This window comes from Legionellales bacterium (assembly GCA_026125385.1).
GTDB lineage: Bacteria > Pseudomonadota > Gammaproteobacteria > JAHCLG01 > JAHCLG01 > JAHCLG01.
The window spans coordinates 1-12,389 of record JAHCLG010000043.1; the positions used below are offsets into that span (position 1 = coordinate 1).

Annotated in this window: 12 protein-coding genes, 1 tRNA gene and 1 CRISPR repeat array; all 13 genes read left to right on the forward strand. The window is 37.7% G+C overall.

Features of this window, described 5'->3' with window-relative positions; genetic code table 11:
- The first annotated feature begins 130 nt into the window (after positions 1 to 130).
- The 13 genes from fliS to cas2 all read left to right on the forward strand — a co-directional run bounded on the left by fliS (position 131) and on the right by cas2 (position 11,153).
- On the forward strand, positions 131 to 535 hold the full coding sequence (gene fliS, locus KIT27_11540; protein ID MCW5590280.1) for a flagellar export chaperone FliS: 405 nt from the start codon (positions 131 to 133) through the stop codon (positions 533 to 535).
- Positions 535 to 855 (forward strand): hypothetical protein, encoded by a 321-nt coding sequence (locus KIT27_11545; GenBank protein MCW5590281.1) that lies wholly within the window; start codon positions 535 to 537, stop codon positions 853 to 855. Before fliS ends, KIT27_11545 begins: the two co-directional genes overlap by 1 nt.
- A 113-nt stretch (positions 856 to 968) precedes the next feature.
- The gene (locus KIT27_11550) at positions 969 to 2,018 is read left to right on the forward strand and encodes an Rpn family recombination-promoting nuclease/putative transposase (protein MCW5590282.1); all 1,050 of its coding nucleotides are present in this window, start codon (positions 969 to 971) and stop codon (positions 2,016 to 2,018) included.
- A gap of 205 nt (positions 2,019 to 2,223) precedes the next feature.
- Positions 2,224 to 2,979 carry a triose-phosphate isomerase gene (gene tpiA / locus KIT27_11555; GenBank protein ID MCW5590283.1) on the forward strand — a complete coding sequence of 252 codons (756 nt, stop codon included), beginning with the start codon at positions 2,224 to 2,226 and terminating at the stop codon, positions 2,977 to 2,979.
- Positions 2,980 to 2,982: 3 nt separating this feature from the next.
- Positions 2,983 to 3,345: a preprotein translocase subunit SecG gene (gene secG / locus KIT27_11560; GenBank protein ID MCW5590284.1), complete on the forward strand. Its 363-nt coding sequence runs from the start codon at positions 2,983 to 2,985 to the stop codon at positions 3,343 to 3,345.
- Positions 3,346 to 3,372: 27 nt separating this feature from the next.
- Positions 3,373 to 3,457, forward strand: a tRNA-Leu gene (locus tag KIT27_11565).
- 190 nt (positions 3,458 to 3,647) lie between these two features.
- Entirely contained in the window at positions 3,648 to 5,891 is a 2,244-nt protein-coding gene (cas3, locus tag KIT27_11570) for a CRISPR-associated helicase Cas3' (protein ID MCW5590285.1), read from the forward strand.
- 55 nt (positions 5,892 to 5,946) lie between these two features.
- Entirely contained in the window at positions 5,947 to 6,615 is a 669-nt protein-coding gene (gene cas5c / locus KIT27_11575) for a type I-C CRISPR-associated protein Cas5 (GenBank protein ID MCW5590286.1), read from the forward strand.
- The gene (gene cas8c / locus KIT27_11580) at positions 6,612 to 8,330 is read left to right on the forward strand and encodes a type I-C CRISPR-associated protein Cas8c/Csd1 (protein MCW5590287.1); all 1,719 of its coding nucleotides are present in this window, start codon (positions 6,612 to 6,614) and stop codon (positions 8,328 to 8,330) included. Before cas5c ends, cas8c begins: the two co-directional genes overlap by 4 nt.
- A 1-nt stretch (position 8,331) precedes the next feature.
- Positions 8,332 to 9,216 (forward strand): type I-C CRISPR-associated protein Cas7/Csd2, encoded by an 885-nt coding sequence (cas7c, locus tag KIT27_11585; GenBank protein MCW5590288.1) that lies wholly within the window; start codon positions 8,332 to 8,334, stop codon positions 9,214 to 9,216.
- A 5-nt stretch (positions 9,217 to 9,221) separates the two neighbouring features.
- Positions 9,222 to 9,845, forward strand: a complete 624-nt coding sequence (cas4, locus tag KIT27_11590; GenBank protein ID MCW5590289.1) for a CRISPR-associated protein Cas4 — start codon at positions 9,222 to 9,224, stop codon at positions 9,843 to 9,845.
- Positions 9,842 to 10,858 (forward strand): type I-C CRISPR-associated endonuclease Cas1, encoded by a 1,017-nt coding sequence (gene cas1c, locus KIT27_11595; GenBank protein ID MCW5590290.1) that lies wholly within the window; start codon positions 9,842 to 9,844, stop codon positions 10,856 to 10,858. Before cas4 ends, cas1c begins: the two co-directional genes overlap by 4 nt.
- Position 10,859: 1 nt before the next feature.
- Positions 10,860 to 11,153, forward strand: a complete 294-nt coding sequence (gene cas2, locus KIT27_11600; GenBank protein ID MCW5590291.1) for a CRISPR-associated endonuclease Cas2 — start codon at positions 10,860 to 10,862, stop codon at positions 11,151 to 11,153.
- Between the two features lie 173 nt (positions 11,154 to 11,326).
- Positions 11,327 to 12,350: a CRISPR direct-repeat array (repeat unit 32 nt; unit sequence GTCGCACCCCACGCGGGTGCGTGGATTGAAAC).
- Positions 12,351 to 12,389 lie beyond the last annotated feature (39 nt).

Consider the following 12,389-nt stretch of genomic DNA (forward strand, 5'->3'; position numbering starts at 1 on the left):
TTTTTTTTTTTAATATCCCCCCGGCGCAGGTAGCTTGGATCGAAGTTTTAAAATTTCACCGATCCTGGATCTCCGCTACGCTCCGTTCCAGGCTACGGCAAAGATCGACAGCAAACTAAAGGAGTAACTTATGAAACCAACCATGAACACTGCTTATAATCAAATGAATGCCTTAGAAGTCGAAGGGGCAAGTCAACATCGCATGGTGCAATTATTAATGCAAAATGTGATCGATCGTTTAAATCGTTCCAAAGCCTTAATTCAAAGTAAAAATACCCCACAAAAATTGCATGAAATGAATAGGGCACTTGAAATTGTGCAAACGCTTAATGCTACACTCGAAGTTAAAGCTGGCGTTCAAGTCTTGGAGAATATGCAAACCTGCTATGAATTTCTCATTCAAAATATTATCAAAGCCAATGCCAAAAATGATCTCAAGCTGATTGATGAATCGATTCAGGTTATTTCAGAATTAAAACAAGGCTGGGATAGCATTGGCGAAATCGCAGAAAAAATGGTGCAGGAGAATAAATAGTGAATCAATTTGAACAACAATTAAAATCGATTGAAAAATTAACGCTGACGATGGAAGAACTCGCCCAACAAAAAGAATGGAGTGAGTTAGAAAAATTACACCTGCAACAATCGAGTGAAATTAAACAGTTAATTGCAGGATTAACACCAGAACAGAAAACAGAAAAATTGACCCAGTTTTTAACTTGGGTAAAAGAAAAAAATGACTATTTTCTTGAAATTACCCTAGGTGAAAAAAACCAATTACAAAATACCGTAAACACACTAAATACAGGCGATAAAGCCAAAAAGCTTTATGGAGATATTACTAATTTAGAATAGTGACAAGCAGTGACACTTTGTAAGCCTGGTCTTCATAAACTTTAAGCATAAGACGGCAGATTAAAATTATTTTTTTCATGATAATACCATAAATTTTTTATGGCTTATCCACAATGAAAAATACCAGCGCAGCCAATCAGCACCCGCATGATAAATTTTTTAAAAACGCCATGAGTCATCGTGATGTTTATTTGGATTTTTTTCATCGTTACTTGCCGTTGGATCTCCAGAAAATAATAAGTTGGGAAAAACTCAAACCTTATCCAAGCTCATTTGTCAGCGGTGAAAATAATTATTTGTTTAGTGATATGATTTTTCAGGGTGAATTTGCAGGCCACTTGGGATATCTTTCCATTATTATTGAACATCAATCACAGCCGGATGCTTTTATGCCTCTGCGAATTTTAGAATATACGACCCAAGCGATGCGTCAACAGGTGCGCGATCATAAAACGAAAAAAATACCCTTGGTTTATCCGATCGTGGTGTATCAAAACCCACGACCCTATCCTTACCCCACCGATTTAAGTGAATTAATTGATGCTCCGCGAGACTTGGTGAAAAATTATTTTCTTAAACCATTTTTTCTCATTGATTTGAGTCAAATTGCTGATGAGGCGCTTATCAACACCGTATCCTACTTTAATTTTATTGCCTTGGTAATGAAATCCTTGGTGAGTTCAAGCAAGCCTAATTTAGATCAGATTTTGTTGGTAAACTATCAAATTGACGCCGCAGGGACTCACTGGGTCACAGAAATTATGCTAAACTATATTCTCAACACCAATACCCATTCGCTGACGGAAGACGATTTGATCAGTGCAGCGAAAAAATTACCACCCCAATTCGGAGGCAAAGTGATGACATTAGCTGAAGCATTTGAACATCGTGGTCATGAACGTGGCCGTATGGAAGGCAAGTTAGAAGGTATACGGGAAGGTAGGTTAGAGGGTAAACTAGAAGGTATGTTAGAGGGTAAGTTAGAAGGTAAACTAGAAGGTAAATTAGAAAGTATCAACGAAATTGCGCTTAATATGCTGAAGCAAAAGTACTCTTATTCTCAAATTAAAAGTTTGACGCAATTATCACTTGCAGATATAAACGCATTGGAGCAGAAATTGCTGAAAGCCGCTGCTCTGGAAAAAGCCGGTCGAGAGAATTAAATCTAAGAGTCTGTTCAACATCTCCAAGCTTGAGTCAGAAAATCGGCAGTTTATGGCCAAAATTGGAGATGTAGAGCAGGCTGTAAGAAACTTGTATCTTTTGCCGAACTCGGTTAAGCTTCACGCCAATTAAAAATCGGGCTTTTAAATAAGTCTTGGAATTGTGAACACGCTCTAGTCAACAATCACAATAGGTAATTTATCGATGCGTAGACCGCTCGTTGTTGCAAACTGGAAAATGAATGGCAATAAATTGTGTAGTGAACAATTTATTGCAGATTTATTATCCGCACAAGATCAGTTTACTGAGGTTGATTGTGTTATTGCACCTCCTGCGGTGTATTTATCCTCGTTGGCTCCCAAGTTAGTGGCATCCAATATTCAATTGTCTGCGCAAAACGTGAGTGAGTTTAATCAAGGCGCTTATACCGGCGAAATTTCCGCTACGATGTTAAAAGAGTGCGGCTGCCACTACGCGATAATTGGTCATTCAGAACGCCGTCAACTCTATCACGAGAGCAACGATTTAATTGCTGCTAAATTTGCGCGCCTAATTGAAGCGGGTGTCATTCCCATTTTATGTGTCGGAGAAACACTGGCAGAGCGCCAGGATAATATGACTTACGATATTATCTTAGGTCAGATTGACAGTATCATCAAACTTGTAGGCGCTGAAACATTTTTACGAGGTATCATTGCTTATGAACCCGTTTGGGCCATTGGTACTGGAAAAACGGCCTCACCCAAGCAAGCACAAGAAGTTCATGCTACCATTCGTTCACATATCGTTAAACAGTTACCTACCCAAGCACAAGCCTATAGAATTATTTACGGTGGTAGCGTAAAATCCGAAAACGCGCAAGAATTATTTGCCATGCCAGATATAGATGGTGGATTAATTGGCGGAGCTTCATTAAAATTAGATTCTTTTTTAGCAATTTTACGACAAGCAGGTAAGTAAACAATGGAACAGCTGATCCTCATTATTCACGTTCTCGTTTCGATTTTTTTAATTGTGTTGATTTTAATTCAACATGGTAAAGGCGCTGATATGGGAGCCGCTTTTGGCAGTGGTGCCTCACAAACGGTGTTTGGCAGCCAAGGCAAAGCACCATTTTTACTCAAATTAACTGGTAGTTTAGCCGTCGTATTTTTTGTAACCTGCTTAATTTTAGGCAATATTGCTTCTAACCAATCACGTCAACAAACTATTTTATCAATTCCAAGTACCACACCTGCGAAAACGGTACCTATCGAACCCTCCACCAACAATAATGCGAAGCCGATAAGCTCAGCATTACCTGTAAAAACGCCTGTCACGGAATAGTGTAGCAGGAGATCCTATTATCAAAATGCCGAAGTGGTGAAATTGGTAGACACGCTGTCTTGAGGGGGCAGTGACGCAAGTCGTGCCGGTTCGAGTCCGGCCTTCGGCACCATGGGTAATAAATATTTGCCATTTAGATAATAATTCCTATAAATTGCGCATTAATTATTAAAGATAGTCAAAAATACGTATTATTTTATTATTTGCATAAAATTAACGTTTTTATATACAAACCATTTAAGGTAGTTTATATTACGGCTTTCTATAAACTGAATTTCTAATATAGAGATATATAGAGTTAAATTACCAAAGGAAACGGTTGCTTGTATAAAATTCCAATTGCACATGTAAAACAAGTTAATAATGTTTGGGTTATTCATTCACTAGAGGAACATCTAGAGTCCGTTGCAAATATTGCGGCTCACATGGCCTCTGAATTTGCTAATCAAGACTGGGCATACTTAGCTGGGTTATGGCATGACTTAGGAAAATATCGTCCATGCTTTCAACAGTATATTAAAACTGTTTCGGGCTATGATGCTGAAGCTCACATCGAACACGGTAAAGGCCGTGTTGATCATTCAACTACAGGAGCGATTTATGCCTTGGAGAAAATGGGAAAACAAATAGGGCGAATTATTGCTTATTTAATTGCAGGACATCACGCTGGGCTTCCTGACTGGAGTGCGAGCCAGTCAGGAAATGCATCTTTAGAAATGCGGATTCAAAATAAAAAATATTTAGACGAAGCACTGGCTAATAATATTCCCAGTAGTATTACTGAATTTACAATGCCAAAAACCAAAATCAAAGGAGATGCAAATGGATTGCACTTATGGATTCGATTATTATTTTCTTGCTTAGTCGATGCCGATTTTCTAGATACCGAAAAATTCATGTCACCAGAAAAATTTAAACAGCGATCACAGTGGCATGATATCGATACTTTGAAAACCTTATTCGATCATTATATGAAGATAAAAATTAAAACTGCTACAAAAAATCACATTAATCAAATTCGATTCTCAATTTTGGATTCTTGTCGTCAGAAAGCTTCATCTGAACCTGGAATATTTACTTTAACTGTTCCAACCGGAGGTGGTAAAACACTAGCGAGTATGGCATTTGCACTTGATCATGCTGTCAAATACCATAAAAAGCGAATTATTGTTGCGATTCCTTATACCAGTATTATAGAGCAAACTGCAAATCAATATCGAGAAATTTTTGGAGATCAAATTATTGAGCATCATTCTAATATAGAACCTGAAAAAGAAAATTCTAAAAGTCGTTTAGCTACGGAAAACTGGGATGCGCCAATAATTGTTACTACCAATGTTCAATTATTTGAATCATTATTTGCTGCTAAAAGTAGTCGGTGTCGTAAGTTGCATAATTTAATTAACTCAGTAATTATTATTGACGAAGCTCAACTTATCCCGCCAAATTTCCTACAACCAATATTACATATATTAAAAATTTTGACAGAGCACTATGGTGTAACTTTAGTATTATCCACAGCAACACAGCCTGTTTTTACCACGCGTATAAATCCTTTTGAACAGATTAAATTAAAGGGCTTGGATAATAGTCAAGAGATTATTCCTGATGTAAATAATGTGTATAAATCTTTATCGCGAGTCAATGTAACAATACCTTGTGATTTTCACCAACGCAAAACCTGGTCTGAAATTGCCGATGAATTAACAGCGCTGAAAAAATCGGTGTTAGCTATCGTCAATACACGCAAAGATTGCCGAGATTTATTTGACTTAATGCCGAATGGTACTTTGCATTTATCAGGTCGCATGTGCGGTGAACATCGTTCACAAGTGATCCAACAAATAAAAAACAGATTGGCTAACAATGAAGTAATTAAAGTAATTAGTACACAACTAGTTGAAGCCGGTGTTGATCTGGATTTCCCTGTTGTTTATCGTGCATTAGCAGGATTAGACTCAATAGTACAAGCTGCTGGTCGATGTAATCGTGAAGGTAAATTCGATAAAGGGGAGGTTATTGTTTTTATGCCACCAAAACAGTCGCCTCGTGGTATGTTGCTTCATGCCGAACAATCAACAATAAATGTGTGGCACAATTTAAACGGCGATCCATTAGATCATCATTTATTTATAAATTATTTTAATCAATATTTTGATACAGAAACAGATGAGCATAAAATTTTGGATACACTTATCAAAGATGCGCAAGATGGGATTATACAATTCAGGACTGCTGCAAAAAATTTTCAGATTATTGATGATACGGCGACTCGACAAATATTAGTGCCTTACAAAGAAGAAGGAAAGAATTTAATTGAAATTTTGGAAAAGTCGGGTCCAGAACGATATTTATTAAGAAAACTGCAACGATACACTGTTAATATTTATGAGTATGAATTTAAGCAATTGTTAAGTATAGGAGCAATTGCAGAAGTGGCGCTTGGAATTTTTTCAGTGATTGTTTCGAGCGCATATAGCGAAGAGTGCGGCTTATTAGTTTCTGATGATTTATTTTCAACAGAACCAGAAAATATGATTTTTTAAAGAATATTTTTGTAATAAATAAACAAGCATTTTTTGATTTGAAAAGGGGAGGATTATGCCAACAAATTATTGTTTAGAAGTGAATGGTGATTTTGCTTGTTTTACCAGGCCAGAAATGAAAGTGGAACGAGTGAGCTACGATGTGATAACGCCTTCATCTGCGCGTTCGATTTTTGAAGCCATTTTTTGGAAACCATCTATTCGTTGGCAAATCACACAGATTGATGTATTAAAACCTATTCACTGGACATCGGCTAGACGAAATGAGCTAAGTAATGTAGTTTCTTCGAGTTCAGTCACATCAGCCATGAAAAATAATAAAGGCTCACTAGGAATTTATATTGAAGAGGATCGACAGCAACGAGCCGGACTTTACTTGCGAGATGTCAGTTATCGCCTGTATGCGGATTTAATATTTGATCAAACAAAAGATGTTTCAGCAGAATATGGAAAATATACTGCAATGTTTGAACGTCGTGCTTTAAAAGGACAATGCTTTAATCAACCCTATTTAGGTTGTCGAGAATTTTCTTGTGATTTTAAGTTGGTTCTAGATAATGGAAATCAAAAAAAACCAATTAATGAAACTCGTTCCTTAGGTTGGATGCTTTATGATTTAGATTATCAGAATGTATCTTCTCCAAACCCACGATTTTTTAATGCAGAAATGAAAAATGGTGTGATACTCATTCCTGATTGGAATAGTGAGGAGGTGAGAGGATGATTTTGCAAGCATTAAAAGATTATTATGATCGAAAAATAAGAGATCCTGAAAGTGAAATAGCACCAAAAGGATTTGAGCATAAAGAAATCCCATTTGTCATTGTAATTGATGCTCAAGGACAATTAGTTCAAATTGAAGACACACGTTATAAAGTTGGTTCACAATCAAGAGCTAAAGCTTTTCTTGTTCCTCAATCTGTGAAGCGAACCGCTGGTATAAAAGCGAATTTACTATGGGATAATGCAAAATATTTATTAGGCCTGTCAGTTGAAACTAATGAACAAGTTGTAAAATGCCATCAAGCCTTTATTAATAGAATAATAGAATTTAATATTAATGATGATGAGGCAATTTGTGCGATATTAAATTTTTTGAAAAATGATCCAATTGAAAAAATCAAATTGGTCGAAAATTTTTCCGAAATAGAAGAAACCAATCCATTTATGGCCATACGTTTAAGTGGAGATCTGGATTTAGTCTGTCAGAAAAAAATGATAATTGATAAAATTATACAAGCTCCTAGTGATAAAGATCTGGGTATTTGCTTAATTACAGGTGATATAGCACCTATTGCAAATTTGCATCCATCTATTAAAGGTGTCAAAGATGCAAAATCAACTGGTGGAAATATTATTTCATTTAATCAGAAATCATTTTTATCTTTTGCTAAAGAACAAGGATCAAATGCTCCAATTGGTGATTCCGCGACTTTTGCATATACCACTGCATTGAATCATTTATTACGTAAAGATTCCAACCAAAAAATCCAAATCGGCGATGCTACTACTGTATTTTGGTCACAAAAAAAGTCAGCTTTTGAAAATGAATTTTCTTCATTATTCGAAGAAAGCCCTAACAAAGATGATCCCGATCGCTTCACTGAAAATGTAAAAAGTTTTTTGAACGGGGTTGATTCTGGGGTGCTTCCTGAGAGTGATAAAGAAAATAGTTTCTACATACTAGGCTTATCGCCAAATCAGGCAAGAATATCAATTCGCTTTTGGCATGTAGGAACCATTGAAGAATGCTCATTAAAAATCGCACAACATTTCCATGATATGGAAATAATATTTTCGAGCAACCAAAAACCTTATTATTCTATTTGGCGATACTTGATTGCTATAGCAGCACAAGGAAAATCAGACAATATTCCACCGAATATTGCTGGCAATTGGATGCGCTGCATTTTAGCAGGCTTACCTTATCCTGAAGCATTATTTCAGGCTGTTTTAAGGCGCATTACTGCAGAACAAGATGTTACTCAACAACGCGCTGCAATAATTAAAGCATATTTAAATCGCAGAGCTAGATTTCAGCATCAAACTCAACAGAAGGAGATCACCGTGTCACTTGATCCAAGTAATCACAATATTGGTTATTGCTTAGGACGTATATTTTCAGTGTTAGAAAAAATTCAAGAGGAAGCAAACCCTGGGATTAATGCCACTATTCGTGATAAGTATTATTCTGCCGTATCGGGAACGCCAGCTCATGTCATGCCAATTTTAATGCGCTTGAAAAATCATCATATTAATAAACTGGCTAGTCCTGGACGAAAAATTTATTTTGAAAAATTATTGGGACAAATTATGGAAAATCTTCATGAATTTCCTAAGCAATTAAATTTACCCGATCAAGGCCGCTTTGCGATTGGTTATTACCATCAACGCCAAGCATTTTTCACCAAAAAAGAAAATGTCACTGAAGGAGAATAAAATGAGTATCGAAAACCGTTATGATTTTGTATTGTTGTTTGATGTTAAAGATGGTAATCCCAATGGTGACCCAGACGCAGGAAATTTACCTAGATTAGATGCAGAAACAGGACAAGGATTAGTGACAGATGTTTGTTTAAAACGAAAAATTAGAAACTATGTCAGCTTAGTGAACACTGGGCAACCAAGATTCAATATTTATATCAAAGAAAAAGCTATCTTAAATGATATTCATGAAGAAGCTTATAAAGCAATTGGTGCTGAGCATCTACTAGATGGAGATAGTAAAAAGCGTAAGGGTGGCGATAAGGTTAATGATGCGCGTCAATGGTTATGCGACAATTTTTATGACATTCGTACGTTTGGTGCGGTGATGTCTACAGGGGTAAATTGTGGCCAAGTAAGAGGTCCAGTACAATTAACCTTTGCCCGCTCTAATGATCCTATCATTTCTTCTGAGCATGCCATCACGAGAATGGCTGTAACTACTAAAGCTGAAGCAGAAAAGCAAGATGGTGATAATCGAACCATGGGACGCAAATTTACTGTTCCTTATGGTTTATATCGTTCACACGGTTTTATTTCCGCATCATTAGCAGAACAAACTGGATTTGATAATTCGGATTTGGATTTACTAATAGAAGCCTTAACAAATATGTTTGAACATGATCGTTCAGCCGCTCGCGGTGAAATGAATATCCGCGGTTTATATTTATTTAAACATCAATCAAAACTTGGAAATGCACATGCCAAAGATTTATTTAATCGTATTACTTTAGTTAATTCAGATCCTAATAAACCACCTCGCTGTTTTGAGGATTATCAAATTAATGTTAATACTGAGAATTTACCGGAGGAAGTGATCTTAGAACGTGTTGTTGGATAAATTAAATGTTGATCAATGAAGATAATTATCTTCCAATTTCAGCCCTTCAACACTACGCATTCTGCCCAAGGCAATGTGCTTTAATCAACATTGAGCAAGCTTGGGCAGAAAATTTTTGGACAGCAGAAGGGCGATTATTACATGAACGTGTTGACGGTGGTGAAGCCGAACAACGAGGTTATTTTCGTACGGAAAGAAGTGTTGCCGTTATTTCACATCGTTTAAAAATTAATGGCAAACTTGATTTATTAGAAATTACTGGTAGGCATCCCAAAAAATATTTTCCAGTCGAATATAAGCGTGGCAAACCAAAAATTGAAAACTGGGATAAAGTTCAACTGTGTGCCCAGGTATTTTGTTTGGAAGAAATGCGAAATATTGAAATCAACGAGGCTGCTATTTGGTATTGGAAAACTAGAAAACGAGAGTATATGATTATCGATCAGTCTTTACGAGATTTAACGGAAAAAATTATTATTGATACTCATGAAATGATCGAATCGGGTATTACGCCTAAGCCCACTTTTAGCAAACGTTGCCTTTCCTGCTCATTAATCGATCTTTGTGAACCCAAAATAATCCAAAATGATCAATCAAAAAACTATATAAACGGGATTTTTAAAGTATGAAAAAATTACTCAATACACTTTACATCACACGCCAAGATACCTATTTACATAAAGAACGAGAAACTATCATTATTAAACAAGGCGATCAAAAACTCGGGCAATTCCCAGCGCTGACTGTGGGTAATATTGTATGTTTTGGCCAAGTAACTGTCTCACCACCTTTAATGGGTTATTGTGGCGAGCAGGGCATTGCAATTTCGTATTATACTGAACAAGGGAAATTTTTGGCACGGATTTATGGGCGACAAGTGGGTAACGTGTTACTTCGGCGTACTCAATATCGTTTTGCGGATGATCAACAAAAAGTAATTTCATTAGCTAAATTAATTGTCGGAGCAAAAATTGCTAACAGTCGTTACGTTTATTTGCGACAAATACGTAATCACGGCGAAAGTTCTTCATTGCAACTTATTAGTGATCGTTTAGCCAATTGCTTAAGTCGCTGTGAACAGGTTAATGATTATCAACAATTATTAGGCCTTGAAGGTGAGGCAGCGCTGGCTTATTTTTCAGGATTAAATGAACTAATCAGAAATAATGAGTTTTCATTTTCAACCCGAGTGCGCAGGCCACCAACTGATCCAATCAATGCATTATTATCATTTGTTTATTCAATCATTACTCAAGAATGTCTTTCGGCCTTACTAGGCGTTGGACTAGATCCCTTTGTGGGTTTTTTACATAAAGAAAGACCAGGTCGTCCAAGTTTGGCATTAGATTTACTCGAAGAGTTTCGTGCTGCATGGGCAGATCGATTTGTTTTGACATTAATTAATCGAAAGCAATTAACCAGCAAAGATTTTGTTCAAGAAGCCAGTGGTGCTGTACATTTAACAGACTATGCTCGTAAAACTTTATTTGCCGCATATCAAGCACGAAAACAAGAAGAAATTATTCATCCCTATTTGCAAGAGCGGGTGCAAATTGGTTTATTACCCCATTGCCAAGCGTTATTACTCGCACGCTACATGCGTGGCGATTTAGAATATTATCCACCGTACTTGGTAAAATGATATGTTAGTTTTAATCACCTATGATGTGAACGTCACATCAACAGATGGGCAAAAGCGGTTGCGCAATATCGCTAAAACATGTTTGGATTATGGGATGCGAGTTCAATGTTCAGTGTTTGAATGCGAAATTGATCCCGCGCAGTTTATTGTGTTGAAAAATAAATTACTGACTATTTTTGACTCTGAGTTGGATAGCCTACGTTTTTATTTTTTAGGTAAAAAGGGTAAAGAAAAAGTTGAGCATTATGGTGTTAAAGATATTCCTGATCCACTAAGAGATAGCTTAATTTTATAAGCGCTTACCTGTAGTCAACAGTTAATGTATGAGAGATTAGCGTTGATTAACCTCTTATTTTTATTAATAAATTATTTAAATAATGAAAATATCAGATAATTAATATGATTTTAATAACCGTTAGCGGAATCGAAACTATTTTTTATTTTATTTCTTATTGTTACAATCATGCTGTCGCACCCCACGCGGGTGCGTGGATTGAAACATTTACTGATGACCGTACACAGCTTACATTTAGCGGTCGCACCCCACGCGGGTGCGTGGATTGAAACGCGCACACGGAAAGCTTGTGTTGCTCGATAAGCGCGTCGCACCCCACGCGGGTGCGTGGATTGAAACCTAGTATGACTTCTGTACCTTTTGCAAGCGCAATGTCGCACCCCACGCGGGTGCGTGGATTGAAACTTTTCATTTTTCGCACAAGCGATTCTTGTTCATCGTCGCACCCCACGCGGGTGCGTGGATTGAAACATTGTCATAACGCTTGGCACGTGATTGCGAATATGTCGCACCCCACGCGGGTGCGTGGATTGAAACCAAATCCCACCGCGATTTTAGTGTCCATAAACACGTCGCACCCCACGCGGGTGCGTGGATTGAAACTTGCTCATGCGTCAAAATAAATGCACGGACGCCCGTCGCACCCCACGCGGGTGCGTGGATTGAAACCCGATAACACATAAAATCCAGTATAATAATCACGGTCGCACCCCACGCGGGTGCGTGGATTGAAACGTATACATTGACGACCCCGCATTTAACTAATGCTGTCGCACCCCACGCGGGTGCGTGGATTGAAACTCGTTTATCAAGTAATACAAGTTTACCGTGCGCGGTCGCACCCCACGCGGGTGCGTGGATTGAAACTTATAAGCGTGTAGCAATACTAAATTATGGCTACGTCGCACCCCACGCGGGTGCGTGGATTGAAACCTAAACCATTGGGGTCACTTAACGATTTCGCCAAGTCGCACCCCACGCGGGTGCGTGGATTGAAACTTTTATTTTGGATATGACAACAGAACTGTATAACGTCGCACCCCACGCGGGTGCGTGGATTGAAGCAGATTGCTTGGATCTGTTTTATCATCACAGCCTCGTCGCACCCCACGCGGGTGCGTGGATTGAAACCTGTACCAGGGCCTCCTACAATTAAAATAGATAAGTCGCACCCCACGCGGGTGCGTGGATTGAAACAGAATGAGACGGTTACGGCATTAAAACTTAGTGGTCGCA

What these genes read in the sequence shown, in the direction of transcription:
- secG (MCW5590284.1), top strand. Translation starts at nt 2,983, where the DNA reads ATGGAACAGCTGATCCTCATTATTCACGTTCTCGTTTCGATTTTTTTA.
- cas1c (MCW5590290.1), top strand. Translation starts at nt 9,842, where the DNA reads ATGAAAAAATTACTCAATACACTTTACATCACACGCCAAGATACCTAT.
- cas4 (MCW5590289.1), top strand. Translation starts at nt 9,222, where the DNA reads ATGTTGATCAATGAAGATAATTATCTTCCAATTTCAGCCCTTCAACAC.
- fliS (MCW5590280.1), top strand. Translation starts at nt 131, where the DNA reads ATGAAACCAACCATGAACACTGCTTATAATCAAATGAATGCCTTAGAA.
- cas8c (MCW5590287.1), top strand. Translation starts at nt 6,612, where the DNA reads ATGATTTTGCAAGCATTAAAAGATTATTATGATCGAAAAATAAGAGAT.
- tpiA (MCW5590283.1), top strand. Translation starts at nt 2,224, where the DNA reads ATGCGTAGACCGCTCGTTGTTGCAAACTGGAAAATGAATGGCAATAAA.
- cas5c (MCW5590286.1), top strand. Translation starts at nt 5,947, where the DNA reads ATGCCAACAAATTATTGTTTAGAAGTGAATGGTGATTTTGCTTGTTTT.
- cas2 (MCW5590291.1), top strand. Translation starts at nt 10,860, where the DNA reads ATGTTAGTTTTAATCACCTATGATGTGAACGTCACATCAACAGATGGG.
- cas7c (MCW5590288.1), top strand. Translation starts at nt 8,332, where the DNA reads ATGAGTATCGAAAACCGTTATGATTTTGTATTGTTGTTTGATGTTAAA.
- KIT27_11550 (MCW5590282.1), top strand. Translation starts at nt 969, where the DNA reads ATGAAAAATACCAGCGCAGCCAATCAGCACCCGCATGATAAATTTTTT.